This is a genomic window from Variovorax sp. 05T418 (genome assembly GCF_056396385.1).
On sequence record NZ_JBFTLJ010000002.1, the window covers coordinates 443042 to 468357 of the forward strand.

Below are 25316 nucleotides of genomic sequence, written 5' to 3' on the forward strand. Positions count from 1 at the left end.
TATTTCGTAATGGTGACCCCCGATGCCCGAGATCGATTACCGGCTGGCTTTTGAACAGGCACCCGTCGGCATGGTGGTGTCGAGCAACCGCACCATCGTGGCCTGCAACGTGCGGGTGTGCGAGATTTTCGGTGCAACGCCCTCCGATCTGGTCGGGCATTCGTTCAGCATCCTGTACCCGAGCGTGGCCGAGTTCGAGCGCATCGGCAAGCGCATGGAGCCCTTCCTGAACGCCAGTGGCCGCTATGCCGACAACCGCATGATGAAGCGCCTGGGCGGCCTGCACGGCGCCATTGCCGGCGAGACTTTCTGGTGCCATGTCACCGGCCACGCCATGAACCGCGCCGCGCCGCACGAGGCCGGTATCTGGACCTTCGAAGACCTGGGATCGCGCCGCGCCGTGAAGGCCGAGCTCACGCCGCGCGAGCGCGAGGTGGCCGCGCAGGTGATGCGCGGGCTCACGTCCAAGGAGATCGGCAAGGCGCTGGGCATCAGCCACCGCACGGTGGAACTGCACCGGGCGCGCCTGATGCGCAAGTACGCGGCGGCGACCACGGCGGAGCTGGTGCAGAAGCTCATCGCGGGCTGATCGTTGCAAAAACGGAAACGCGGTGTCTTCGGAAGCCCCGTGCCGCTGCCCCTGCAGAGGTCTATCTTCGAGGCCATGCGAACAGATCGTTCGCGTTCATTCAGGAGCAGATGCCATGTCCACAGCCCTTCATTCCGAAAAGAACCTCCTTCAGCAAACCAGGCTGTCGGTGGCGCAGGTCCACGCCATTGCCACGCACCGGCTGCCGGTGACGCTGACCCTCGCGGCCATCATCCTGTCGGTGCTCGGCGTCAAGCCCTGAGCCGCGCGGGAAGCATCGGCTGGGCTCAGTCCGGCTTGATGTCCGCCGCCTTGATCACCTTCGCCCAGGCCGCGAGTTCCTGGTCGACGAACTTGCCCAGGGCCGCTGGGTCCATGTAGGTGGCGAAGGCGCCCTGCTCGTCCACCTTCTTGCGGAACGACTCGCTTTCGACGATCTTCTTGATCTCGGCGCTGAGCTTGTTGACGACCTCGGGCGGCGTCCTGGCCGGTGCGAACACCGCAAACCACGATTCCACCTCGTAGCCCGGCAGCCCCGCCTCGGCCGAGGTCGGCACGTCGGGCATCGACGGATGGCGCTTGCTGCCCGTGTAGGCGAGCGCCTTGACGCGCCCGCCCGCGAAATGGCCGATGACCGAGGGCGGCGTGGTGATGAACATGTCGACGTTGCCCGCGATCAGGTCGTTGATGGCCGGGCCCGAGCCCTTGTAGGGCACGTGCGTCATCGGCTGTTTCGCCTGCCGCGACAGCAGCTCGCCCGCAATGTGCTGGATCGAGCCGTTGCCCGACGAGGCATAGAACAGCCCGCCCTCTTTCTTCTTCTTGCCGTACTCGATCAGCTCCTTCATCGAGTTCACGGGCAGCTTGCCGCTCACCGCGACCACGTGCGGCGCGCGCATCACCAGCGCCACCGGCACGAAGTCCTTGGTCGGGCTCCATTTGATCTGCGGAAAGAGCGCGGGGTTGCCGACGTGGTAGCCCGAGTACTGCATCAGCAGCGTGTAGCCGTCGGGCGCGGCGCGCGCCACCGCCTCGGTGCCGATGTTGCCGCTGGCGCCGGGCCTGTTGTCGACCACGATGGGCTGGCCCAGCACGCGCTGCAGCGGGTCGGCCACCATGCGCGCCATGATGTCGGTGGACCCGGCAGGCGCGGTGGGCACGATGAAGGTGATCGGTTTCGAGGGCCAGGTGTCGGCGCTGGCCGAGGCGGCCGCCAGCGCGAGGCCTGCGGCCATCAGAAGGCGATGGTTCAGTTTCATGGGTTTTGTCTCCGGTGTTTTTAAGGTTGCATTCGAAGCCGGCCCCTCAGGGCGCCAGCTCGGATATCTCGATGAGATTCAGGTCGGGGTCGCGCACGTAGACCGAGCGGATGCGCGAAGTGGCGCCGGTCCGCATCACCGGGCCTTCGAGGATCGGCACGCCCTTGTCTTTGAGCCGCGCGATCACGTCCTCCAGCGGCACGCTCGCGATGAAGCACAGGTCCAGCGAACCCGGCGTCGGCAGCTGCGCCTTGGGCTCGAATTCGTGCCCCTTCACGTGCACGTTGATCTTCTGGTTGCCGAAGCGAAAGGCCTTGCGACCGGCGCCGAAAGTCTCCAGCGCCATGCCCATCACCTCGACGTAGAAGCGGGCGCAGGCCGCTTCATCGGCGGTGGTGAGCACCAGGTGGTCCAGATGGTCGATCACGGGTTCAGCTCCTTGGCGCGGCGCGCATGCGCACGCGCCGCGATGTCGTTGAAATCCGCCGGCGGCGCATGCCGCGTGAGCCGGTGGCCGGCGCGCGGCACCTGGCTCGGCAAGTCGTGCTGCACCAGCGCTTCGAGTTCCGAGGCGGCGTCGATCAGGCCGTTCAGATCCATGCCGGTGTCGTAGCCCATGCATTGCAGCATGTGCACCACGTCCTCGGTGGCGACGTTGCCGGTGGCGCCGGGCGCGTACGGGCAGCCGCCGATGCCACCCAGTGACATGTCGAGCCGCTCGATGCCCGCCTCGACCGCCGCCACCGTGTTGGCGAGCCCCATGCCGCGTGTGTTGTGGAAGTGCGCCGTCCATTGCAGGCCGGGGTGCCTTGCCATCACGGCTTCGCAGACGGCCTGCACCTGCGTGGGAAAAGCCATGCCCGTGGTGTCGCACAGCGTCACGCCCTGGACCTGCAGCGCCGCGAAGCGGTCGATCCATTCCTGGACTACGGCCAGGGGCACCTCGCCTTCCATCGGGCAGCCGAAGACGCAGGAGAGCGACACGTTCACGGGCACGCCCGCCTGCCTGGCCAGCGCGATGACCTCGGCCAGCTGCGCGAACGACTGCTCGCGCGTCATGCGCAGGTTGCTGAGGTTGTGGGTCTCGCTCACCGACATGACGATGTTGAATTCGCCGATGCGGCTTTCCAGCGCGCGCTCGGCTCCGCGCAGGTTCGGCACCAGCGCGGTGTAGGCCACGCCCGGCCGGCGCGCGATGCGCTGCATCACTTCCTCGCCGTCGCGCAGCGCCGGGATCGCTTTGGCGGAGGTGAACGAGGTCACCTCGATCTTGGCGTAGCCCAGCGTGCCGAGGCGATCGATGAGCGCGATCTTGTCGTCGGTGGGAATGAAGCGGCTCTCCATCTGGAAGCCGTCGCGCGTGGCCACTTCGTTGATGAAGAGCCGCTTGCCCTTGCCCTCTTTCATACGGCCTCGCTTTCTTCGGCGCGGCGCGCCGGCCAGCCCAACCCCTGCAGGTCGCCTGTGTGTTCGCCGAGCCGCGGCGCGGGGTGCGCAATGCGGCCCGGCGTGGCGCTGAGCTTGGGCACCACGCCGGGCACCTTGAGCATCTCGCCGTCGGCGGTGGTCGCCTCGACGATCATCTGGCGCGCCAGGTATTGCGGATCGGTGGCGATGTCGGCCACGGTGTAGATGCGCCCGACCGGCACGCCGGCCGCATCGAGCACCGCCAGCACCTCGTCGCGGCTGCGCTGCAGCGTCCAGGCCTCGATGGCGGCGTCGATCTCTTCCACGCGCTGCACGCGGCCGTCGTTGTGCACGAGCTGCGGATCGTTCTCCAGGTCCGCGCGGCCGATGGCGCGCATCAGCCGGCGGAAGATGCTGTCGCCGTTGCCCGCCACCAGCACGTAGTGGCCGTCGCTGCACTTGTAGGCATTGGTCGGCGCAATGCCCGGCAAGGCGCTGCCGGCGCGCTCGCGCACCGCGCCGAACGCGTCGTATTCGGGCAGCAGGCTTTCCATCACGTTGAAGACCGACTCGTAGAGCGCCACGTCGATGAACTGCCCTTCTCCGCCATGGGCCGTGCGGTGGTGCAGCGCCGTGAGCACGCCGATCACGCCGTGCAGCGCCGCCAGCGTGTCGCCCAGCGAAACGCCCACGCGCACAGGCACCCGGCCCGGCTCGCCGCTCAGGTAGCGCAGCCCGCCCATCGATTCGCCGAGCACGCCGAAGCCCGGCTTGTCGCGGTAGGGCCCGGTCTGCCCGTAGCCCGAGATGCGCAGCATGATGAGCCGTGGGTTGAGCGCATGCAGCTGCTCCCAGCCCAGGCCCCAGCCTTCGAGCGTGCCGGGCTTGAAGTTCTCGATCAGCACGTCGGCCTCGAGCGCCAGTGCGCGCACCGCCTGCTGGCCCTCGGCGCTGCGCAGGTCCAGGCACACCGAGCGCTTGTTGCGCGACTGCACCTCCCACCACACCGAAGTGCCTTCGCGCAGCAGCCGCCACTTGCGCAGCGGATCGCCGACGCCGGCGGGCTCGACCTTGATCACGTCGGCGCCGAACTCGGCGAGCGTCTTGCCGGCGAACGGGCCGGCGATGAGCTGGCCGAGCTCCAGCACCTTGAGGCCTTCGAGCGCGTTCATCTTGTCTCCTGATTGGTTGCCCCAACTCTAGAAAAGGATCGCAGCGAACGGAATTGCTTTGACGGCAGCAGCCCTTCGCAAAATGCGAAGGCTTTCTAGAATGCAGGCATGGCCGCCCCCATCAACCCCGCCCGCGTCGACTTCGTCACGCTGCGCCTGTTCTGCGCCGTGGCCCAGTCGGGCAGCATCACCAAGGGTGCCGAGGCCTGCCACCTGGCGCTCTCGGCGGCCAGCCGGCGGCTGTCGGACTTCGAGGCCGCCACCGGATCGAAGCTGCTGGAGCGCAGCTCGCAAGGCATCGCGCTGACCCCGGCCGGCCACGTGGCCATGCAGCATGCGATGCGGCTCTTCCAGGGCTTCGAGCAGTTCAGCAACGAGCTCGGCGACTATTCGAGCGGAGTGCGCGGCCATGTGCGGCTGTGGGCCAACATGTCGGCGCTGACCGAGTTCCTGCCGGCCACGCTGGCCGCCTTCCTCGGCCGGCATCCGGACATCCGCGTCGAAGTGGAGGAGCAGCTGAGCGGCGACATCGTGCGCGCGCTGGTCGACGGCCTGGCCGACGTGGGCGTGTTCGCCGAGAACACGCCGGCCTACGGGCTCGACGTGGCGCCGTTCCAGACCGACGAGCTGGTGGTGCTGTGCGCCCGGCAGCATCCGCTCGCACGCACGCGCCGGACCGATTTCAAGACCTGCCTCGCGCACGAGTTCGTGGGGCTGAACCGCAGCAGCTCGCTGCTAGAGCTCACCTCGCGCGCGGCCGAGCAGGCCGGCATTCCGATGCGCCTGCGCGTGCAGGTGCGCAGCTTCGATGCGATGTGCCACATGATCGCGGCCAACCTCGGCATCGGCGTGGTGCCGCTCGCAGCCTGCAAGGCGCAGGTGAGCGCGCTCGGCCTCAAGGTGGTGCGGCTCAGGGATGCCTGGGCCGTGCGCCGCCTGCTGATGGCCACCAAGACCGGCGAGACCTTGTCGCCGGCGGCGCAGCTGCTGGTGGGGCAGCTGATGGCGTCGTCGACCTGAAATCTGAAAGCGAGGCCGGAAGCCCGCCGGCCATCAGGCCTCGGGCAGCGGGAACCCCGCCTTCAGCGTCTCGCGCAGATGGCTCACGAACAGGTTGACCGCACGCGGAATGTGCAGCGAATACGGCCGTATGGCGTAGATCTGGTCGGCGAAGGCGCCCGTGGGCTGCCAGTCGGGCAGCACCTCGACCAGCTTGCCCGCCTGCAGGCCCGACTGCGCGCTGAAATCGGGCAAGAGCGCAATGCCGAGGCCCGCCTGGGCCGCGTCGCGCAGCGCCTCGCTGTTGTTTGCCGCCAGCGGGCCGGCGATGGGCACGGTCACGCGCTCGGCATGGCGCGCGCGGCCGCCGCGCCGCTCGAAGGACCACACGTTGGTTTCCTGCCCGCGGGGATAGTGCAGGCAGTCGTGCTCGGTCAGCATGGACGGCGCCAGCGGCGTTCCCTTGCGGCGCAGGTAGGCGCGGCTTGCGACCAGCACCGAGCGCGTGTCGCACAGCCGCCAGGCCACGTGCGTGTCGGGCGGCGAAGCCGCGTGCCGCACCGCGAGGTCGAAGCCCTCCGTCGCCAGCGAACTCAGCCGGTCGGAAAGCTCCATTTCGACGCGGATCGACGGATGCGCCAGCAGAAAGTCGGCGAGCCTGGGCAGCAATTGCTGCCGCCCCAGCGCCACCGGCGCGGTGACGCGCACCAGGCCGCGCGGTTCGCCCGCATGGTCCCGCGCCTGCAGGAAGCTGTGGGCGATCTGTTCGAAGGGCTCGCGCATCTGGTCGACCAGCTGCTGCCCGGCCTCGGTCAGCCGCATGCTGCGGGTGGTGCGGCGCACCAGCGTGACGCCCACGGCGCGCTCCAGCTCGGCAATGCGCTGGCTCATGGCGGCCTTGCTCACGCCCAGGCGCGCGGCGGCGGCGGTGTAGCTGCCCTGCTGGCCGAGCACGATCAGCCAGTGCAGGTGCATCCAGAGCGATTCAGCTTTTTGCAGATCCATGGTGGGATTGTTCACTATAGCGAACAAACAGTTCAACCCTGGCGCCTAGGCAGGGACCCTTCCCTTTCCTAGACTGGCGCAATCACTTGACCTGGGACTCTCGATGACCACACAGATCGCGCATTTCATCGGCGGCCAGCACGCCGCCGGCAGCTCCACCCGCACGCAGGACGTCACCAACCCCGCGACCGGCAAGGTCACGGGCAAGGTGGCGCTGGCCGTCCAGGCCGACGTCGATGCTGCGGTGGCCGCCGCGCAGGCCGCCTTTCCCAAGTGGGCCGACACGCCGCCGATCCGCCGCGCCCGCGTGATGTTCAAGTTCCTGGAACTCCTCAACCTGCACAAGGACGAGCTCGCGCACATGATCACCGCCGAGCACGGCAAGGTGTTCACCGACGCGCAGGGCGAGGTCTCGCGCGGCATCGACATCGTCGAATTCGCCTGCGGCATCCCGCAATTGCTCAAGGGCGACTTTACCGACCAGGTCTCCACCGGCATCGACAACTGGACGCTGCGCCAGCCGCTGGGCGTGGTGGCCGGCATCACGCCCTTCAACTTCCCGGTGATGGTGCCGATGTGGATGTTCCCGGTGGCCATTGCCGCGGGCAACACCTTCATTCTCAAGCCCAGCCCGACCGACCCGACCCCGTCGCTGCGCATGGCCGAGCTGCTGAAGGAAGCGGGCCTGCCCGACGGCGTGTTCAACGTGGTGCAGGGCGACAAGGTGGCGGTCGATGCGCTGCTTGAGCACCCCGACGTCAAGGCCGTGAGCTTCGTGGGCTCCACGCCCATTGCCAACTACATCTATGAAACCGGCGCTCGCAACGGCAAGCGCGTGCAGGCCCTTGGCGGCGCGAAGAACCACATGGTGGTGATGCCCGACGCCGACATCGACCAGACGGTGGACGCACTGATCGGCGCGGGCTACGGCTCGGCCGGCGAGCGCTGCATGGCGATCAGCGTGGCGGTGCTGGTGGGCGACGTGGCCGACAAGATCATTCCCAAGCTCATCGAGCGCACGAAGACGCTCAAGGTGCTCGACGGCGAGAACCTCGCGGCCGAGATGGGCCCGATCGTCACGCGCGCGGCACACGAGCGCATCACCGGCTACATCGCCCAGGGCGAGAAGGAAGGCGCGAAGCTGCTGGTCGACGGCCGCCAGTTCGACGGCGGCCAGGCCGGCGAAGGCTGCGGCGACGGCTTCTGGATGGGCGGCACGCTGTTCGACCACGTCACGCCCGAGATGCGCATCTACAAGGAAGAGATCTTCGGCCCGGTGCTCTCCTGCGTGCGCGTGGCCAACTTCAAGGACGCGGTCGACCTGGTCAACGACCATGAATTCGGCAATGGCGTGAGCTGCTTCACGCGCGATGGCAATGTGGCGCGCGAGTTCAGCCGCCGCATCCAGGTGGGCATGGTCGGCATCAACGTGCCGATCCCGGTGCCGATGGCATGGCACGGCTTCGGCGGCTGGAAGCGCAGCCTGTTCGGCGACATGCATGCCTACGGCGAGGAAGGCGTGCGCTTCTACACCAAACAGAAGTCGATCATGCAGCGCTGGCCCGAGAGCATCGGCAAGGGCGCCGAGTTCGTGATGCCCACCGCCAAGTAAAAGGTGTGACGGCCGGCACGGGGGCATGCCGGCCTGCCCCGGCTAACGAAAAGCTGACTTGCTCCGCGGCGCGGGCGCAGCCAGACTTGCGCATGACCCGGTGCCTGCGCCCATGACAGCAAGCAAGAGAGCCGCACGAAAACTTTCGGCCGTGCCGTCGACCTTGCGGATCCCGCTTGCCGCGCGCGCTTCCGGCGACGCGATGTTTCCGCAGATGGCCGTGCGCGACGCCTATGCCGCGTCGATCCTCGAGAAGATCCGCGACGAAGGCCATCCGCTGCCCGAGGACCGGGCCACCATCTACAGCATCCTGAGCCGCACGCGGCGCTTTCGCAGCCTCGCGCAGGAGTTCCTCAAGCAGCACCCGGGCGGCCGCGTGGTGAACATGGGCTGCGGCCTGAGCCACTACTTCCAGTGGCTGGACGACGGAAGGTCGCGCATGACGGATGCCGACCTGCCCGAGGTGATGGCGCTGCGCCGCGAGCTGATTCCCGAGACCCACCCCCGCCACGATGCGCGCGACCTCGACCTCACGTCGCCGCGCTGGTGGGACGAACTCGAGCTGCCGCGCACACGCCAGGCACAGCCGGTCTTCCTCTTCACCGAAGGCGTCCTGATGTACCTGCAGCCGCAGCAGGCGCAGGCCGTGCTCGCAACCTTCGGCGAGCGCGCGCCCGCGGGCTCCGTGCTGGCCTTCGATGCCGTCTGCTGGCTCGCCGTGGGCCGCGCCGCGCAGCATCCCTCGCTGCGCGCCACCGGGGCGCAGTTTCATTGGGGGCTGCGCCGGGCCGCCGAACTGACGCAGCCCCATCCGCGCCTGCGCCTCGACGCCACCTACCGCGTGTTCGAAGGCATCGGCCTGGCCTACACCCTGTTCGCGCCGCTGGTGCTGATGCTGCTCGGCGTGCCGCTCTATGCGGTCTACGCGCTGGGCGTGGCCGACACCGCCGATGACGGCGCCGATACATAAACGCACAAATTTCTCAGGTCCCGGCCTTGTCCGGCTCGCGCTGCGCAGCTTGGCTGACGCGCCAAACCCCGCGGCCGCGGCATGCTCCCTGCTCTTGTGCGTGGAAAATCCCCGGCGCCGGCTGCATTAGGATGGTTTCTCCGGCCGCATCGCCTTCCGTGCATCCTTTTTTTTCGTACTCCACACGACGTACTCCCAAGACCGCAACCCTCAAGAAACACATGCTTGATCGCCGATCCTTCCTTGCCGCAGGTGGTGCCGCCGCCGCACTCGCCGCCCTTGGACTGCCCGAAGAGGCACTGGCCGCCAACGGCCTGAAGCTGAGCCAGCCTTCGCCCTTCTCGTTCGACCGACTGGTGGCGCAGGCCAAGCGCCTGGCCGGGCAGCCCTATGCCGCGGCCACGCCGCTCGCACCCGAGGTGCTCGAGAAGATCGACTACGACGCGCACGGCAAGATCAAGTTCGACCCGGCCAACGCCCTCTTCCGCGACGGACCGGGCGCCTTTCCCGTCACCTTCTTCCACCTCGGCCGTTTCTTCCAGACGCCGGTGCGCATGCACGTGCTCGAGAACTCCGATGGCGACGCCTTCGCGCGCGAGGTGCTCTACAGCCCTTCGTACTTCTCGATGCCGCCCGACAGCCCGGCGCGCGCGCTGCCGGCCGGCGCGGGCTTTGCGGGCTTTCGGCTGCAGGAAAGCCGCCTGGGCGACCAGAGCAAGCTCGACTGGCAGAAGAACGACTGGGTGGCCTTCCTGGGTGCCTCCTACTTCCGCGCGATCGGCGAGCTCTACCAGTACGGCCTGTCGGCGCGCGGCCTGGCGCTCGACGTGGCGGTGCCCGACAAGCCCGAAGAGTTCCCGACCTTCACGCGCTTCTATTTCGAGACGCCGGCCGCGAACAACACCACTTCGATGACCGTCTACGCGCTGCTCGAAGGGCCGAGCGTCACGGGCGTGTTCAAGTTCGTGATGCAGCGCGGCAAGGCCGTGATCATGGACATCGACGCACGCGTTTTCCTGCGCCGCGACGTGTCGCGACTGGGCCTGGTGCCGCTCACCTCGATGTACTGGTATTCGGAAACCATCAAGCCCACCGCCATCGACTGGCGACCCGAGGTGCACGACTCCGACGGCCTGGCCATCTGGAACGGCGCGGGCGAGCGCATCTGGCGCCCGCTCAACAACCCGACGCAGACGCGCGCCTCGGCCTTTGCCGACACGCGGCCGCGCGGCTTCGGCCTGCTGCAGCGCGACCGCGCCTTCGACAACTACCAGGACGGCGTCAACTACGAGAAGCGCCCGAGCCTCTGGATCGAGCCGCTGGGCGACTGGGGCGAAGGCTCGGTGCAGCTGATCGAGATCCCGACCGACGACGAGATCCACGACAACATCGTCGCCTTCTGGGTGCCCAAGGCCGACGCCAAGGCGGGCGCGAGCTACAGCCTGCAGTACCGGCTGCACTGGACCGACCAGGAGCCCTTTCCCTCGCCGCTCGCGCGCTGCGTGGCCACGCGCATCGGGCGCGGCGGGCAGCCGGGCCAGCCGCGCCCGCCGGGCGTGCGCAAGTTCATGGTGGAGTTCGTCGGGCAGCCGCTCACCACCGTGCCCTTCGGCGTCAAGCCCGAGCTGGTGCTGACGGCGCCGCGCGGCAAGTTCTCCTACGTCTTTGCCGAGGCCGTTCCCAACGGCGTGCCGGGCCACTGGCGCGCCCAGTTCGACTTCACGCCCGAAGGCAACGAGCCGATCGACATGCGGCTCTATCTGAAGACCGGGGACAAGACGCTCACGGAAACCTGGCTGTTCCAGTTCCAGCCAGGGTGAAATGAACCCACCCCCGTCCCTCGCTCACTTCGTGTAGCTCGACTCCCCCCTCAAGGGGGCAACACCGGCGGCCCGGCGAAGCCGGTTCCGCGGTGTTCCTGGACGGGGCGCGTCAACGCTTCTTGACGGAGACCAGGTCGACTTCGAAGTTGAGCGTGGCATTCGGCGGAATCACGCCGCCCGCGCCGCGCGAACCGTAGGCAATCGATGGCGGGCAGGTCAGCTTGGCCTTGCCGCCCGGCTTCATCTTCTGCACGCCCTCGGTCCAGCAGGGGATCACGCCGTTGAGCGGAAACTCGGTCGGCTCGCCGCGGCTGTAGGAGCTGTCGAATTCCTTGCCGCTGTCGGGGAAGGTGCCGCGGTAGTGCACCTTGACCACGTCGGTGGCGGCGGGCGATGCACCGGTGCCTTCCTTCAGCGACTGGTAGACCAGGCCGCTTGGCATGGTGACGGGCGCCGATTGCGCCCAGGCGGAAGATACCGCGCACAGCGAGACCAGGGCGGCACAGAACAGAGACAAGGAAGAAGAGGAAGACTTCACTGAACACCTCGGGAGATTGAAAAGCACGATTATGGCCAGCGATGGAACGGGCCTTGCTTTGCCGGATACGCACTGTCAACATCCGCAAAAAGAGGAAGCCCCATGCAGCCCACCGCAGTCACGCCGGTCGCAGCCACTGTTCCCACAGGCACCGGCCACCTGAAGAAGGTCCTCGGCCCCGTCCAGCTCTGGGGCATTGCCGTGGGCCTGGTCATCTCGGGCGAGTACTTTGGTTGGAGCTACGGCTGGAACACTGCCGGCACGCTCGGCTTCCTGGTGGCCACGGTGCTGGTGGCCACGATGTACACCACCTTCATCTTCAGCTTCACCGAGCTCTCCACCGCCATTCCGCATGCGGGCGGGCCGTTTGCCTATGCGCGGCGCGCCTTCGGGCCGACCGGCGGCTTCGTGGCGGGCTTTGCCACGCTGATCGAATTCGTCTTTGCGCCCCCGGCCATCGCGCTGGCCATCGGCGCCTACCTCAACGTGCAGTTCCCGGGCATCAACCCGAAGTGGTTCGCGCTGGGTGCGTACGTGATCTTCATCGCGCTCAACTGGATCGGCGTGGGCATTGCGGCGGCCTTCGAGCTCTTCGTGACGCTGCTGGCCATTGTCGAGCTGCTGGTGTTCATGGGCGTGGTCACGCCGGGCTGGACCATGGCCAACTTCGTCGCCAACGGCTGGGCCGGCGGCAGCGTGCTCAACGGCGCGGCCATCTCGGGCATCTTCGCGTCGATACCGTTCGCGATCTGGTTCTTCCTGGCCATCGAGGGCGCGGCCATGGCCGCGGAGGAAGCGCGCGATCCGCACCGCACCATTCCCATCGCCTACACCACGGGCATCGTCACGCTGGTGGTGCTGGCCTTCGGCGTGATGATCTTCGCGGGCGGCGTGGGCGACTGGCGCAAGCTCGCCAACATCAACGACCCGCTGCCGCAGGCCATGAAGGCGGTGGTGGGCGACAACAGCGGCTGGCTGCATATGCTGGTGTGGATCGGCCTCTTCGGGCTGATTGCCTCGTTCCACGGGATCATCATGGGCTACTCGCGCCAGATCTTCGCGCTGGCGCGCGCCGGCTACCTGCCGCGCTACTTCGCGGGCCTGAGCCCGCGCTTCGACACGCCGCACCGCGCGCTGCTGGCCGGCGGTGTGATCGGCGTGGTGGCCATCTTCAGCGACGAGTGGGTGCAGTTCGGCGGCCAGACGCTCACCGCCAACATCGTGACCATGGCCGTGCTCGGCGCCATCGTGATGTACCTGATCTCGATGGCCGCGCTGTTCAGGCTGCGCAGGACCGAGCCCGGCCTGCTGCGCACCTACCGCGCGCCCTTCTATCCGGTGTTTCCGGCCATTGCGCTCGGGCTTGGCGTGGTCTGCCTGGGCGCCATGGTCTGGTTCAACTTCATGCTGACCGTGCTGTTCCTGGTGCTGATGGCGGCGGCCTACGGCTACTTCCTGCTGACCTCGGCGCAGCGCAAGGCGGCGGCGCCCGACGAGATGCTGTCCTCCCGCACCATCGCGTGAACAAGAAGAGAGAAAGATGCGCTATCGCACCACCATTGCCGGCCAGGTCTTCGCCTTCGACGACCTCAAGCAGGTCATGGCCGTGGCCAGCCCGGCGCGCTCGGGCGACTACCTCGCGGAGATCGGCGCGGCCACCGCGCAGCAGCGCATGGCGGCGCGCCACGTGCTGGCCGAGACGCCGCTCAAGCAGTTCCTGACCGAGGCGCTGATTCCCTACGAGAGCGACAACATCACGCGCCTCATCATCGACACCCATGACGCAGAGGCCTTTGCGCCGGTGTCGCACCTCACGGTCGGCGACTTCCGCAACTGGCTGCTTTCGGAGCAGGCCACCACTGAGGCGCTCACGGCGCTGGCGCCGGGCCTCACGCCCGAGATGGTGGCCGCCGTGTCCAAGCTCATGCGCAACCAGGACCTGGTGTCGGTCGCCAGGAAGTGCAGCGTGGTCACGCGCTTTCGCGACACCATCGGCCTGCCCGGCCACCTGGCCGTGCGGCTGCAGCCCAACCATCCGACCGACGACCTGCGCGGCGTGGCGGCCTCCACGCTCGACGGCCTGCTCTACGGCGCGGGCGATGCGGTGATCGGCCTCAACCCGGTGTCCGACAGCATGCAGGTGCTCGGCCGCCTGCTGCACATGCTCGACGAGGTGATCCAGCGCTTCGAGATTCCCACGCAAAGCTGCGTGCTCACGCACGTGACCAACACGCTCAGGCTCGCCGAAGCCGGCGCGCCGGTGGACCTGGTGTTCCAGTCGATCGCGGGCACCGAGAAGGCGAACCTCTCGTTCGGCGTCACGCCCGATCTGCTGGCCGAGGCCCATGCTGCGGCGCTGGCGCTGAACCGCGGCACGGTCGGCAACAACGTGATGTACTTCGAGACCGGCCAGGGCAGCGCGCTTTCGGCCAATGCCAATTTCGGCGTCGACCAGCAGACCTGCGAGGTGCGCGCCTATGCATTGGCGCGGCGCTACAAGCCGCTGCTCATCAACACGGTGGTCGGCTTCATCGGGCCCGAATATCTTTTCGACGGCAAGCAGATCATCCGCGCCGGGCTCGAAGACCATTGCTGCGGCAAGCTGCTGGGCCTGCCCATCGGCTGCGACATCTGCTACACCAACCATGCCGAGGCCGACCAGGACGACATGGACAACCTGCTCGTGCTGCTGGGCACCGCGGGCATCAACTTCATCATGGGCATTCCGGGCGCCGACGACGTGATGCTCAACTACCAGAGCACCTCGTTCCACGACGCGCTGTTCCTGCGCCAGACGCTGGGCCTGAAGCGCGCACCCGAATTCGAGGCCTGGCTGCAGCGCATGCAGATCACCGATGCGGCGGGCCGGCTCGCGCCGCCTTCGGCCAACCGCCTGCTGGCGGACATGAACGGCCTGGCCGCCCTCGCGCCATGAGCAAGGACGCCGTCACGCCGAACCCCTGGACGCAGTGGCGTTCGGCCACGCCCGCGCGCCTGGCGCTGGGCCGCGCCGGCGCCGGCATGCCGACCGACGAGACACTGCGCTTCGGCTGGGCCCATGCCATGGCGCGCGATGCGATCCATGCGGCGCTCGACGTCGATGCACTCGAAGCCACGCTGCAACAACAGCATTGGCAAGTGATGCGGGCGCGCAGCCGCGCCGAAGACCGCACCACCTACCTGCGCCGCCCCGACCTCGGCCGGCAGCTCGACCCCGCGGATGCGCAGCGCCTGCGGGCCGCCGCAAAAGGCGATTGCGATGTCTGCCTCGTCATCGGCGATGGCCTCTCCTCGCTCGCGGTGGCGCGCCACGCCGCCCCGCTGCTGGCCGCGCTGCGCGCTCAATTGCCGCCCGAGACGCGCTTTTCTCCCGTGGTCATCGCCACCCAGACGCGCGTGGCGCTGGCCGACGAGGTCGGCGAGCTGTTCGGCGCCGCGCTTTCGGTGATGCTGATCGGCGAACGCCCGGGGCTCAGCTCGCCGGACAGCCTCGGCATTTACCTGACCCATTCGCCGAAGCGCGGCCGCCACGACGCCGAGCGCAACTGCATCTCGAACGTGCGCCCCGAAGGCCTGCCCTGCGAAGCCGCGGCGTTCAAGCTCGCCTGGCTGATGCGCGAGGCCCTTCGCCGGGGGCTGACCGGCGTCGGGCTCAAGGACGAGAGCGATCCTGCGGTGCTCGAGCCGGGCCGTCCGGCAACGACCCTGCCTGGCTGACCGCAGCTTTGCGGTGACAAAAAATAGTCAATACAATGGTTATTAATTCGCTTAATAGCCATTTTATTGATGCCAAGAAGCAGCAACAGCCTTTCCGCCCTGCCCCAGCAGACCGCTGAGCCCCTGAGGAATCTCGGTCTGCGCCTTCGTGCGCACCGGGTGCATCGCGGCTGGACGATCGCGGAAATGGCCGAGCGCCTGCTGTGCTCGCCCACCACCCTGCGCTCGCTCGAATCGGGCAAGCCCGCCACCAGCATCGGCTTGCTGGCCCACGCGCTGTGGCTGTTCGGCGAGATCGATTCGCTCGACGTGTTGGCTCCCGCACCCGCGGGCCTGGCCGCCAGGCGCCGCGTCCGCAGGTCCGCAGCGCGCGGGCCCGCCGGGGTGATCGCGGAGGACGAGCGTGACTTCTGACGAGGCCGGGGACGAACGGCGCATCTACGTCGGGCTCGCGCGCCATACGGGCGACGAGGTGCAGCCGGCCGGCCTGATGAAGCTCGTTCGCCGCGGCGTCGTGGAATCGGGCGAATTCGCCTATGGCCGGCGCTACCTCCAGGACCCCGCGGCCCTGCCGCTCAACCCCGAGCAACTGCCGCTGCGCGATGCCGCATTCACATTGCCGGAGCGGCGCATCCGCGAGGGTGGCGCCATGCCGCTCACGCTGCGCGACGCCCTGCCCGACAGCTGGGGGCGCAAGGTGCTCGAGATCCGCCACGGCAAGCCCCTGTCGGACATCGACGCGCTGCTGCTGACCAACGAGGACCGCATCGGCGCGATGGTGTTCGCCGAGGCATTGCCCATCCAGAGCGAAGAACCGCCCTCCATGCTCTGGTCGCTGGAGGAGCTTGCCGAAGCCTCGCGCCGTGTCGAGGAAGGCATGGAGATCGGGCCCGACATGCACCTGCTGCTGCGCGGCGGCAGCTTGGGCGGCGCGCGCCCCAAGGCGGCCTTTGCGCATGAAGGACGGCGCTACATCGCCAAGTTTTCCTCGCGCGGCGACGACCACGACGTGGAGGTGATCGAGGCCGCCACCCTGTGGCTGGCCAGCGCCTGCGGCATCCGCGTGCCTGCCTTCCTGCTGCAGCCCCTGGCGTTCGGCCACGCGTTGCTGGTGGAGCGCTTCGATCGCACCGGCCCCGTGAACGACGAGCAGCGCCATCACTACCTGTCGGCCTCGGCACTGCTCGACGTGCCTTATGAATCCAGCCGCGGCAGCTATGTCGAACTCGCGCAGCTGCTGCGGCGCATCTCGGCGCGGCCGCAAGAAGACCTGACCGAGCTGTTTCGCCGCCTGGTGTTCAACCTGGCCGTGGGCAACAGCGACGACCACGTCAAGAACCATGGCGCCCTGCGGCAGGGCGACGGCCTCTGGCGCCTGGCGCCTGCCTTCGATCTCGTCATGCAGCTGGGCGGCCATACGGGCTACCAGGAGCTTGCCATCCTGCCGGGGCAGCATGCATCGAGCCTTGCGCTGGCGCGTGCCGCGGCGCCCCACTTCGGCCTGTCGGCGGCAGAGGCGGACCGCATCATCCGCCGGACCGAAGAAACCGTTTCGGTGCAGGCCGCGGCCAGCGTCGAAGCGTCCGGCGGCAACCGCGAGCTCGTGCGCCGCGTGGCGGCCTTCATCGAACAGCAGTACGACCGCATCCGTGCCCAGGGCCTGTGAACCGGCCCCCGGCTGGCATGGCTGATGCGTAGGCCTTTGTCGAAGTGTCACGAGCGTTCTCTACGCTCGGCCTTCCATCAACGCCGCACAACAACAGGAACTCCATGCAACGCCGCCTGATTCTTCTCACGCCGCTCGCCGCCGCACTCGCCGCCACGGGCTGCGCGAGCCTGGCCCCCTCTGCATCCACGACGCTCTCGCCCGGCCGCTGGGACGCCTTCAACCGGGCACAGATCGAAGGCCTGATCGCCAGCCTCGGCAAGTCGAGCCCGGGCTACAGCGCCGCCCGGGCGCCCTACGTGGTCTTCGACTGGGACAACACCAGCGTGTTCCTGGACATCGAGGAAGCCTCGCTGATCTACCAGCTCGAGAACCTGGTCTTCGGCGCCACGCCCGCGCAGCTCGAAGTGGCGCTGCGCAAGAACATCCCGAAGAAGGACTTCCTGCCGGCCTTCAACAATGCGGCCGGCCAGCCGGTCAGCATCGACCGCGTGGTGCCCGACATCGTGGCCAGCTACACCTGGCTCTACCAGAACTACAGCGGCCTCAAGGGCAGCCAGCCGCTGGCCGCGGTGAAGCTGAGCCCGCACTACGTCGCCTTCACCACCAAGGTACGCTACCTGTACGAAGCCATCGGCGACACCTTCGACCACGACACCGCCTACCCCTGGGTGACCTACCTCTTCGTCGGCATGACCGAAGCCCAGGTGCGCAAGCTCACGGCCGCCACGGTGGCCTGGCAGCTGAAGGAACCAGTGGCCAAGGTGAAATGGACCTCGCCGGCCGCACTGCCGGGCCAAGCGGGCGTGGTCTCGGTCAGCTGGAAAAATGGCCTGCGGCTGCAGCCCGAGATGCAGGAGCTGTATGCCGCCTTCCGCAACGCGGGCTTCGACGTGTGGGTGTGCTCGGCCTCCTTCGTCGACGTGATCAAGGAGATTTCCTCGAACCCCGCCTTCGGCTACAACAACCCGCCCGAGCGCGTGCTGGCGATGGAGCTGGAGCGCGACGCCAACGGCGTGATCCAGCCCGAGTACCGGCGCGGCTACGACCAGACGCAGGGCCCCGGCAAGACGAAGAACATCCAGCGCTTCCTGGTCAGCAAGTACGGCTACGGCCCGAGCTTCATTGCGGGCGACAGCGAGGGCGACCAGAACATGATGGCCGACTTTGCCGACACGAAGAAGGTGCTGATCGTGAACCGGCTGCGCGACCCCAAGACCGACATCGGCAAGTTCTCGGCCATGGCGGTGCAGAACTACGGCAAGCCCGACACGCGCTACCTGCTGCAGGGCCGCGACGACAACACCGGCCAGTGGGTGGCTTCGCAGCTGCACACGCCTCTCGGCGCAGCCCAAGGCAAGGCATTGAAGTAGGCGCGAGCCCGGGCGGCGGGCAGTTGCCTATGATCCTGGCATTGCCAACCAGGAGACAGAACATGGCCGACCGCTACCCCCTCGCCGAGCTCGAAGACCTGCCGGAAGACATCCGCACCGCGATCCTCGCGGTGCAGGAAAAAGCCGGCTTCGTGCCCAATGTGTTCCTCGCGCTGGCGCGCCGCCCGGCCGAGTGGCGCGCCTTCTTCGCCTACCACGACGCGCTGATGCTGAAGGAGGAAGGCTCGCTCACCAAGGGCGACCGCGAGATGATCGTCACCACCACCAGCGCGGCCAACCGGTGCCTCTACTGCGTGGTGGCGCACGGCGCGCTGCTACGCATCTACGAGAAGAAGCCGCTGGTGGCCGACCAGGTGGCGGTGAATTACCGCAAGGCCGACATCACGCCGCGCCAGCGCGCCATGCTCGACTTTGCGATGAAGGTCTGCGAACGCTCGTATGAAGTCGAGGACGCCGATTTCGCCGCGCTGCATGCCCACGGCTTCGACGACGAGGACATCTGGGACATCGCCTCCATCACCGCCTTCTTCGGCCTGAGCAACCGCCTCGCGAGCTTCAGCGGCATGCAGCCGAACACCGAGTTCTTCCTGATGGGGCGGCTGCCGCGCGAGAAGAAGTAGCGCCTCAGGCCTTGCCTCGGCAGGATGCGAGCGCGTCCAGGCCGGGCTTGTAGGTGGGATTGCTCACGTCCATCAGCCCCAGCACCGTGTGGTAGAGGTTGTCGTGCGTGAGCGGCGCATCGAGTCCCGCTTCCATGCACGAGCGCGACAGCCTGCGGCGCTCGTTCATGCCGGGGCTGAACCAGGTGACCATGGGCACGTGCTTCTGCGCCTCGGGTGCGAAGCTGTAGGGCACGCCGTGCAGGAACAGGCCGTATTCGCCGAGCGATTCGCCATGGTCGCTCACGTAGAGCAGGGCCGGGTCGTACTGGCCGGACTGCGCCTTGAGCCAGTCGATGGTCTGGCCCAGGAAATGATCGGTCTGCGCAATCGAGTTGTCGTAGACGTTCTGCAGCTCCGCATGGCCGCATTCGGCCAGCGCATTGGTCTTGCACTCGGGCAGGAAGCGCTTGATCTCCGGCGCGGAGCGCTTGTAGTAGGCCGGCCCGTGGCTGCCCATCTGGTGCATGACCAGCACCACGCCCTTGGCGCGGCGCTCGGCGGGCAGCGCGGCAATGCGCTCGTCCAGCCCCTTGAGCATGACGTCGTCCAGGCATTCCTCGCCGTCGCACAGCGCGCTCTTCTGCGCGGGCGTGAGGCTGTCGAAGGCGGAGGCGTTGGGAATGCGCGTGCACACGTCCTTGCATCCGGCCTGGTTGTCGAGCCACAGCACCGCCAGCCCGGCGGCCTGCAGCACGTCGACCAGGTTTTCATAGTCGTCGCTGCGCGATTCGTAGCCCTGCTTGCCCAGCGGCGAGAACATGCACGGCACCGAAGCCAGTGTGTTGGTGCCGCACGAATGCACATCGCGATAGCTCAGCACGCCGCGCGCCGCCAGCTCGGGCGTGGTGTTGCGCGCATAGCCGTTGAGGCCGAAGTGGTCGGCCCGCGCCGTTTCGCCCACCACCAGCACGAACATCGGCGGCCGCGCCTGGCCCGCGTAGCTCGCGCCCAGCGCCGTTCCGGCCGTGATGGGAATCAGCTTGCGGCTGCGCTTGAACATCGGCTTGATGACCACCGAGCCGGCCGAATAGAGGCTTGCAACCGGGTTCATCATGTAGCGCAGGTGGACGTTGTTGCGCATCAGCGGCGCGAGCTGCCGGTTCATCGACACCGCGGCCACCAGGGCGAGCGCCACCGCCAGCAGCAGCAGCGCCACGTTGCGCCAGAGCTTGGAGAAAAAGCGCATCGGCATGATGCGCGCGCGCCAGAGCGCCAACGCAGGCAGCAGCGCCACCAGCAGCACGTGGTAGGCCATGCGCCAGCTCATGAGGTCGCGCGCCTCGTTCGGGTCGGTCTGCAGCACGTTGGCGATCATGGTCGGGTCCATCACCACGCGGTACTCGATCATGTAGTGCTGCACGAAGGCCGCCAGCAGCACCACCGCGAACCACAAGGGCTTCATCCAGCGCGACCAGGCCGTGAAGGACAGCAGCGCCACCGTGGCGCACACCATGAGCACTCCCATGGCGGCGCTCGTGGGCAGGTAGGTGCTGGGTGCGCCGCCGATGCGCGCGAGCTCGTTCCAGAGCGGCCAGTTGGCGGCCACGGCAAGGTAGAGGGCAAGCCAGACGACCACGCGCTGCGCCGAGCGGGGCCGCGCCAGCCACAGGTCGATGCGCGCCCACAGCGCGCGTGCAGGCGCCAGGAAGGAGGCGCCGGCCGCCAGCGCACCCACGTCCCGTCCCGGCGTGGGTTCGATTCTTGAAAATGACATCTACCGACTGTAGAAAGCGCAACTGAAGCCAGCCTGAATTGCGCGTTCAGCCAGCGTTCAGGTTCGCGCCCGCCTCGCCCTCAAGCGGGGCCGCATGAAGGCCCTGAGCGCCAGGTTGAGCGGCCGGCTCACGCCGCGCTCCACCACGATCGACACCAGGGCGGCCAGCATCACCCCCGCGACCACGTCGAACGGAAAGTGCAGCCCCAGGAACACGCGGCTCCACCCGACCACCGCGGCCAACGCCAGCGCCGCCAGCATGGGCGCGCGCCACGGCAGGCACCACAGCGAGAACGCCGCCGCGAAGGTGCAGGCGGCATGCAGGCTCGGGAAACCCGGCCGCGCGCCTTGCGGCGCCCACTGGATTCCCAGCCCATAGAAGGCGGGCCGCTGGAACGGCATGGCCGAGCGGAACACGTTCACGAAGATCCAGACCGCCAGCACACTGACCAGCGCGGTGAAGCAGGCATAGCGCAGGCGGCGGTCGACCACCGCGGCGCCGATGATCGCGGCGGCCAGCAGCGCCGGCAGCACGTCGGACGCGAAGCGAGCGAAATGGATGCTCCACGCCGGCGCCGCGGCACTGGCGTTGATCAGCGCGAACAGGGCGACATCAAGGCCCTGCATGCAACACGGCGGCAGGTTCGGTTGCGGCCAGCCGCGAAGCGCGGGGTGCGACGACCAGGTCGATGGCAAAGCCCGCCACCCAGCAGATCCAGGCGGTCCAGAGCGTGTGGCTCATGTAGTGCGCGCCCCGCAGCTGCTGCGACAGGCCGAGCAGCAGTCCCGCGGCCAGCGACGCGCAAAGCCAGAGGACCGCGGCACGCGGCGACACCCGGCGCAGCACGAAATAGCCGCCGGCGTAGGCAAAGGCCGCCGAGGCATGGCCCGCCGGGAAGCACCCGCCCGCGCCGCCGTCATAGACCTTCCATGCCCAATGCGACACGTGGCTGGCCACACCGCCGAACTCCTTCAGGTCCCAGGGGCAGCTCGTGTGGCTCGCATGCTTGAGCAGGCTGACGGCGAGGACCGAGAGCAGCACCGTGAATGCCAATTGGGCCCGGGCGCGAACCGGCAGCCGGCGCAGGATGCCGAGCGGCCAGCGGATGCCGGCGAACAGCGCGATCACGAACAGCCAGCTCAGGTCCTTCGCGCCCTCGTGCATCACATGCACCAGGAAGGCGTTCTCGCGCCACGGAAAGCCCATGGGCGTGCCCGCGAGGCGCGCCAGGGCGAGGTCGCCGCCTGTAGCGTCCCACGCGAGCAGCAGCGCCAATGCAAGGAGGGTCAGCACGCCCAGGCGAAGGTTCGAGGGATTCGGAGGATTCGGGACACGCGTCATGGACAGAGGGGGAGAGAAGCCGGCAAGCCTGAAACCCCTTTAGCCTACGTGCCTGGCCTGAACCGAGCCTGAAGCGGCCCTGAACGGGAACTGACGGCCGCGGTCCGGCCGCACGGTCGGCGCTAGACTGCGTTTTTTTCTGGAAAGACCCCATCGCGTGCGCATATTGCTCGTCGAAGATGACAGTGCGTTGGCAGACGCCGTCTGCAGCTACCTGGTTGCAAAGGCTTTCGTGGTCGACGTGGCGCCCAGCCTCGCCGATGCGCGCAGCGCCCTGCTTTCGGTGCAGTACGCCGCCGTGCTGCTCGACCTGCACCTGGGCGACGGCGACGGCCTGTCGCTGCTGCCCCAGGTGCGCGCGCTGCGCGAGCCGCCGATCGTCATCGTGCTGACGGCGCGCGACCAGGTCACCGACCGCATCCGCGGCCTCGACGCCGGCGCCGACGACTACCTCATCAAGCCCTACGACCCGGCCGAGCTGCTGGCGCGGCTGCGCGCCGTGGAGCGGCGGCGCAGCGCCGGCAGCTCGCCGGTGCTGCACCTGGGCACGCTGGAGATCGACCTGGCGCACGACCGGGTCCGCAAGGACGGCAACCCGGTCGTCCTCACGCAGAAGGAATGGGCCCTGCTGCGCGTGATGGCCACGCGGCCCGAGCGCATCCACACCCGCGAGAACCTGGCCGACGCGCTCTACGGCTTCGGCGACGAGGCCGACAGCAACACGCTCGAAGTGTTCATCAGCCGCCTGCGGCGCAAGCTGGGCAAGAACCACATCCAGACACTGCGCGGCCTCGGCTACCGGCTGTCGACCTCGTCGGGCGACGACGAATGAACGCGGCGCTTCCGAAGGACGGCCCCGACACGCTGGCCGGCCGCCTGACGCGCACCCTGATCCTCTGGGTCGGCGGCGTGTGGATGCTGTGCGTGCTGGCCGTGGTCTGGTATGTGGACCGCGAGATCAACCACAACTTCGACAACGAACTGGTCGAGGTCTCGCACCGCATGTTCGACATGGCGCTGCAGGAATTCGGCAAGATGCAGCATTCAGGCGCCACGCCGGACACGCCGGTGATCGCGCCCAAGCAGCTGTTCTCCGAGGACGCCGTGATGTACCAGGTGGTGGACATCCACGAGCACGTGCTGCTGCGCTCGGCCGAGGCGCCCGACGGCGCCTTCGACGTTCCGCTGGCTCCCGGCTTCGCCAACAACCAGACCTGGCGCATCTATACGGTGCGGCATCCCACGCTGGGCCTTTACTTCCAGGTGGCCGATCCGCTGGACGAGCGGCGCTCGGCGCTGAACCGCACGCTGTTCGGGCTGATCATTCCGCTCGGTGCCGTGCTGCCGCTGCTGGCGCTGGTGCTGCGCAAGGTGGCGCGCAACGAGCTGCGCGTGCTGCAGCAGCTCGCGGGCGAGATCGAGAAGCGCAGCGGCTCCGACCTGCGCCCCATCACGCTGCCCGGCCTGCCGCGCGAGCTGCGCTCGGTCGGCGACCACGTCAACAGCCTGCTGGAGCGGCTGTCGCATTCGCTCGACGTCGAACGCGCGCTGGCCGCCAACGCGGCGCACGAGCTCAGAACCCCGCTGGCCGCGGCGCGGCTGCGGCTGCAGACCGCGCTCGAGCACGACCTGCGGCGCAACGACGTGCAGGCGGCGCTCGATGCGCTGCAGCTGCTCAGCCACCGCGCCGAGAAGCTGCTGCAGCTCTCGCGCGCGGAATCGGCCGCATCGCTCGCGCGCGCGCCGGTCGACCTGGTGCAGCTGGCCGGCGCCGTGGCGCAGGACTTCTGGAACGACCCGCAGATCAGCGAGCGGCTCGCGCTCAAGGTGCCCGAGGACGCCGCGCCCATTGCCTCGGGCGACGTCGACGCGCTGGCGATCGCGCTGCGCAACCTGGTGGAAAACGCGCTGCGCTACGGCGGCAACGGCCGCGTGGTGATCGAGGTCATGGCGCCCTGCACGCTCGCGGTGCGCGACTTCGGCGCGGGCGTCAGCGCCGAACAGCTCGCCACGCTGCAGCAGCGCCACGTGCGCCACAGCTCCGATCGGGCAGGCTACGGCCTGGGGCTGTCGATCGTGGGCACCATCGTCGAGAAGCACGGCGCCAGGCTCGAGCTGGCATCGCCGCCGCCGGGTGCGGCCCATGGCTTCGAGGCGCGCATCGTGCTGCGGTCGGCGTAGCTGCGCGCCCTACTCGCTCACCACCGCGCGCAGCCAGTCGGGCAAGGGCAGCGCCTTCTGCTTCGGAAAATCGACCCAGATCGTGGTCGCCCCGCCGGCCGCGCAGATCACCTCGGGCGCCTCGGCCCGCGCCATGGTGGCCCAGCTCTCGAAGGTGGTGCGCGCCGGGTCGCTCACGTACATCTTGAGCAGCACGTCGCCGGGGTATTCGATCTGCCGGTAGAAATTGCAGAAGGCGTTGACGATCACCATGCCCTCGCCGCCCGGCGCGGGCTCGATGCCGAGCGAACGGATCCAGTCGATGCGCGCGGTTTCGAGGTAGCGGAAATAGGTGCCGTTGTTCAGGTGCCCCATGGCGTCCATGTCGCCCCAGCGGATGGGGATGGACATCTCGAACACGAACTTTTTCTTCTCGGGGATTTCGATTCTCATCGGTGGCTTTGATGGAGGGGATCAGAGCGCGAACCCGTCGTCGGCCGCAATGACCGCGCCGTTCACGAAATGGCTCTGGCCGCTGGCCAGCAGCACGATCAGGCCGTCCAGGTCTTCGGGCTTGCCCACGCGCTTGCGCGGCAGCATGCTCACGAGCTTGGCGCCGCCTTCGGAGGCCCAGTGGTCCTCGTTGAGCTCGGTCGCGATGTAGCCCGGGCACAGCGCGTTCACGTTGATGCCGAAGCGGCCCCATTCGAGCGCCATGGCTTTGGTCATCTGCACCACCGCGGCCTTGCTCATGCAGTAGGTGCCGATCTGCGGCAGCACCTTGAGCGCCGCCACCGAGGCGATGTTGATGATGCGCCCGCCGATGTAGGTGCCCGGCGCCGAACCGTCGGCACGCGCCAGCATGCGCTTGCCCACCTCCTGTGCGACGAAGAAGGAGCCCTTCACGTTGGTGTCGAAGATGTAGTCGTAGTCGTCCGGCGTGACGTCCGAAAGGCGCTGGGTGGTGCTCACGCCCGAGTTGTTGACCAGGATGTCGATGGGGCCGACCTCGGTTTCGGCGCGCGCCACCGCGGCCTTGATGCTGTCGATGTCGGTGACGTCGAGCTCGACCGCATGCGCGTCGCCGCCCTCGCCCTCGATGCGGGCGCGCAGCTCCTTCAGTTTCTCGAGCCGGCGGCTCGCGAGCACCACCGCGGCGCCGGCGCGCGCCAGCGTCTTGGCAAACTGCGCGCCCAGCCCGCTGGAAGCGCCGGTGATGAAGGCCACGCGGCCCGAAAGATCGATGCTGTAAGCCATGGGAAGGGGGTCCTGTTGAGCGGTTGCCGA

26 protein-coding genes are annotated in these 25316 nt (G+C 68.1%); 15 read left to right on the forward strand and 11 right to left on the reverse strand.

Features of this window, described 5'->3' with window-relative positions:
* Positions 1-22: 22 nt before the first annotated feature.
* Both AC1DMS_RS05405 and AC1DMS_RS05410 read left to right on the forward strand, forming a co-directional pair.
* Positions 23-589 carry a LuxR C-terminal-related transcriptional regulator gene (locus AC1DMS_RS05405; protein ID WP_478180759.1) on the forward strand — a complete coding sequence of 189 codons (567 nt, stop codon included), beginning with the start codon at positions 23-25 and terminating at the stop codon, positions 587-589.
* Between the two features lie 115 nt (positions 590-704).
* Positions 705-851 carry a hypothetical protein gene (locus AC1DMS_RS05410; RefSeq protein WP_478180760.1) on the forward strand — a complete coding sequence of 49 codons (147 nt, stop codon included), beginning with the start codon at positions 705-707 and terminating at the stop codon, positions 849-851.
* 25 nt (positions 852-876) lie between these two features.
* On the opposite strand, the gene AC1DMS_RS05415 is transcribed toward AC1DMS_RS05410, so the two are convergent.
* Genes AC1DMS_RS05415 through AC1DMS_RS05430 form a run of 4 tightly spaced genes read right to left on the reverse strand, consistent with a single transcriptional unit; the run spans position 877 to position 4427 of the window.
* On the reverse strand, positions 877-1848 hold the full coding sequence (locus AC1DMS_RS05415; RefSeq protein WP_478180761.1) for a Bug family tripartite tricarboxylate transporter substrate binding protein: 972 nt from the start codon (positions 1846-1848) through the stop codon (positions 877-879).
* A gap of 46 nt (positions 1849-1894) precedes the next feature.
* Entirely contained in the window at positions 1895-2275 is a 381-nt protein-coding gene (locus AC1DMS_RS05420) for a VOC family protein (RefSeq protein ID WP_478180762.1), read from the reverse strand.
* Positions 2272-3255, reverse strand: coding sequence for a hydroxymethylglutaryl-CoA lyase (locus AC1DMS_RS05425; protein ID WP_478180763.1), 984 nt, complete (start codon positions 3253-3255; stop codon positions 2272-2274). The genes AC1DMS_RS05420 and AC1DMS_RS05425 overlap by 4 nt, the downstream gene beginning before the upstream one ends.
* Positions 3252-4427 (reverse strand): CaiB/BaiF CoA transferase family protein, encoded by a 1176-nt coding sequence (locus tag AC1DMS_RS05430; RefSeq protein WP_478180764.1) that lies wholly within the window; start codon positions 4425-4427, stop codon positions 3252-3254. Before AC1DMS_RS05430 ends, AC1DMS_RS05425 begins: the two co-directional genes overlap by 4 nt.
* 108 nt (positions 4428-4535) lie before the next feature.
* Here AC1DMS_RS05430 and AC1DMS_RS05435 point away from each other — a divergent pair, with 108 nt between their 5' ends.
* Complete coding sequence (locus tag AC1DMS_RS05435; RefSeq protein ID WP_478180765.1) at positions 4536-5447, forward strand: LysR family transcriptional regulator; 912 nt, start codon at positions 4536-4538, stop codon at positions 5445-5447.
* 33 nt (positions 5448-5480) lie between these two features.
* Here the strand turns inward: AC1DMS_RS05435 and AC1DMS_RS05440 are convergent, their stop codons facing one another.
* Complete coding sequence (locus tag AC1DMS_RS05440) at positions 5481-6431, reverse strand: LysR family transcriptional regulator (protein ID WP_478180766.1); 951 nt, start codon at positions 6429-6431, stop codon at positions 5481-5483.
* Between the two features lie 103 nt (positions 6432-6534).
* Between AC1DMS_RS05440 and AC1DMS_RS05445 the strand changes: the two genes are divergently transcribed.
* From AC1DMS_RS05445 to AC1DMS_RS05455, 3 genes are all read left to right on the forward strand, one after another.
* Positions 6535-8043, forward strand: a complete 1509-nt coding sequence (locus AC1DMS_RS05445; RefSeq protein WP_018905621.1) for a CoA-acylating methylmalonate-semialdehyde dehydrogenase — start codon at positions 6535-6537, stop codon at positions 8041-8043.
* A gap of 112 nt (positions 8044-8155) precedes the next feature.
* The gene (locus AC1DMS_RS05450; protein ID WP_051128034.1) at positions 8156-9013 is read left to right on the forward strand and encodes a class I SAM-dependent methyltransferase; all 858 of its coding nucleotides are present in this window, start codon (positions 8156-8158) and stop codon (positions 9011-9013) included.
* Between the two features lie 221 nt (positions 9014-9234).
* Entirely contained in the window at positions 9235-10833 is a 1599-nt protein-coding gene (locus AC1DMS_RS05455) for an OpgD/OpgG family glucan biosynthesis protein (RefSeq protein WP_436300257.1), read from the forward strand.
* A gap of 112 nt (positions 10834-10945) precedes the next feature.
* On the opposite strand, the gene AC1DMS_RS05460 is transcribed toward AC1DMS_RS05455, so the two are convergent.
* Positions 10946-11347, reverse strand: a complete 402-nt coding sequence (locus AC1DMS_RS05460; protein ID WP_478180809.1) for an FKBP-type peptidyl-prolyl cis-trans isomerase — start codon at positions 11345-11347, stop codon at positions 10946-10948.
* Between the two features lie 129 nt (positions 11348-11476).
* On the opposite strand from AC1DMS_RS05460, the gene eat reads away from it, so the two are divergent.
* From eat to AC1DMS_RS05495, 7 genes are all read left to right on the forward strand, one after another.
* Positions 11477-12898 carry an ethanolamine permease gene (gene eat, locus AC1DMS_RS05465; RefSeq protein WP_478083410.1) on the forward strand — a complete coding sequence of 474 codons (1422 nt, stop codon included), beginning with the start codon at positions 11477-11479 and terminating at the stop codon, positions 12896-12898.
* A gap of 16 nt (positions 12899-12914) precedes the next feature.
* Positions 12915-14309 (forward strand): ethanolamine ammonia-lyase subunit EutB, encoded by a 1395-nt coding sequence (locus tag AC1DMS_RS05470; protein ID WP_478180767.1) that lies wholly within the window; start codon positions 12915-12917, stop codon positions 14307-14309.
* Complete coding sequence (gene eutC / locus AC1DMS_RS05475; protein WP_478180768.1) at positions 14306-15091, forward strand: ethanolamine ammonia-lyase subunit EutC; 786 nt, start codon at positions 14306-14308, stop codon at positions 15089-15091. Before AC1DMS_RS05470 ends, eutC begins: the two co-directional genes overlap by 4 nt.
* Before the next feature lie 69 nt (positions 15092-15160).
* Positions 15161-15505, forward strand: a complete 345-nt coding sequence (locus tag AC1DMS_RS05480) for a helix-turn-helix domain-containing protein (protein ID WP_278876003.1) — start codon at positions 15161-15163, stop codon at positions 15503-15505.
* Entirely contained in the window at positions 15495-16757 is a 1263-nt protein-coding gene (locus AC1DMS_RS05485; RefSeq protein WP_478180769.1) for a type II toxin-antitoxin system HipA family toxin, read from the forward strand. Before AC1DMS_RS05480 ends, AC1DMS_RS05485 begins: the two co-directional genes overlap by 11 nt.
* Positions 16758-16861: 104 nt before the next feature.
* Positions 16862-18130 (forward strand): HAD family hydrolase, encoded by a 1269-nt coding sequence (locus AC1DMS_RS05490; protein ID WP_478180770.1) that lies wholly within the window; start codon positions 16862-16864, stop codon positions 18128-18130.
* A gap of 62 nt (positions 18131-18192) precedes the next feature.
* Positions 18193-18771, forward strand: a complete 579-nt coding sequence (locus tag AC1DMS_RS05495; RefSeq protein ID WP_478180771.1) for a peroxidase-related enzyme — start codon at positions 18193-18195, stop codon at positions 18769-18771.
* Between the two features lie 4 nt (positions 18772-18775).
* On the opposite strand, the gene AC1DMS_RS05500 is transcribed toward AC1DMS_RS05495, so the two are convergent.
* The 3 genes from AC1DMS_RS05500 to AC1DMS_RS05510 are packed head-to-tail and all read right to left on the reverse strand — an operon-like array spanning position 18776 to position 21869.
* Positions 18776-20527, reverse strand: a complete 1752-nt coding sequence (locus AC1DMS_RS05500) for a phosphoethanolamine transferase (protein WP_478180772.1) — start codon at positions 20525-20527, stop codon at positions 18776-18778.
* Between the two features lie 57 nt (positions 20528-20584).
* Positions 20585-21154 (reverse strand): phosphatase PAP2 family protein, encoded by a 570-nt coding sequence (locus AC1DMS_RS05505; RefSeq protein WP_478180773.1) that lies wholly within the window; start codon positions 21152-21154, stop codon positions 20585-20587.
* The gene (locus tag AC1DMS_RS05510) at positions 21141-21869 is read right to left on the reverse strand and encodes a phosphatase PAP2 family protein (RefSeq protein ID WP_012748382.1); all 729 of its coding nucleotides are present in this window, start codon (positions 21867-21869) and stop codon (positions 21141-21143) included. Before AC1DMS_RS05510 ends, AC1DMS_RS05505 begins: the two co-directional genes overlap by 14 nt.
* 157 nt (positions 21870-22026) lie before the next feature.
* On the opposite strand from AC1DMS_RS05510, the gene AC1DMS_RS05515 reads away from it, so the two are divergent.
* Together AC1DMS_RS05515 and AC1DMS_RS05520 are read left to right on the forward strand one after the other, a co-directional pair.
* The gene (locus tag AC1DMS_RS05515; RefSeq protein ID WP_012748383.1) at positions 22027-22701 is read left to right on the forward strand and encodes a winged helix-turn-helix domain-containing protein; all 675 of its coding nucleotides are present in this window, start codon (positions 22027-22029) and stop codon (positions 22699-22701) included.
* Positions 22698-24050 (forward strand): sensor histidine kinase, encoded by a 1353-nt coding sequence (locus AC1DMS_RS05520; protein ID WP_478180774.1) that lies wholly within the window; start codon positions 22698-22700, stop codon positions 24048-24050. Before AC1DMS_RS05515 ends, AC1DMS_RS05520 begins: the two co-directional genes overlap by 4 nt.
* Before the next feature lie 9 nt (positions 24051-24059).
* On the opposite strand, the gene AC1DMS_RS05525 is transcribed toward AC1DMS_RS05520, so the two are convergent.
* Both AC1DMS_RS05525 and AC1DMS_RS05530 read right to left on the reverse strand, forming a co-directional pair.
* Positions 24060-24482, reverse strand: coding sequence for an acyl-CoA thioesterase (locus AC1DMS_RS05525; RefSeq protein ID WP_012748385.1), 423 nt, complete (start codon positions 24480-24482; stop codon positions 24060-24062).
* A gap of 21 nt (positions 24483-24503) precedes the next feature.
* A complete protein-coding gene (locus tag AC1DMS_RS05530) occupies positions 24504-25286 on the reverse strand; it encodes an SDR family oxidoreductase (protein ID WP_478180775.1) in 783 nt (260 codons plus the stop codon).
* Between the last annotated feature and the right edge of the window lie 30 nt (positions 25287-25316).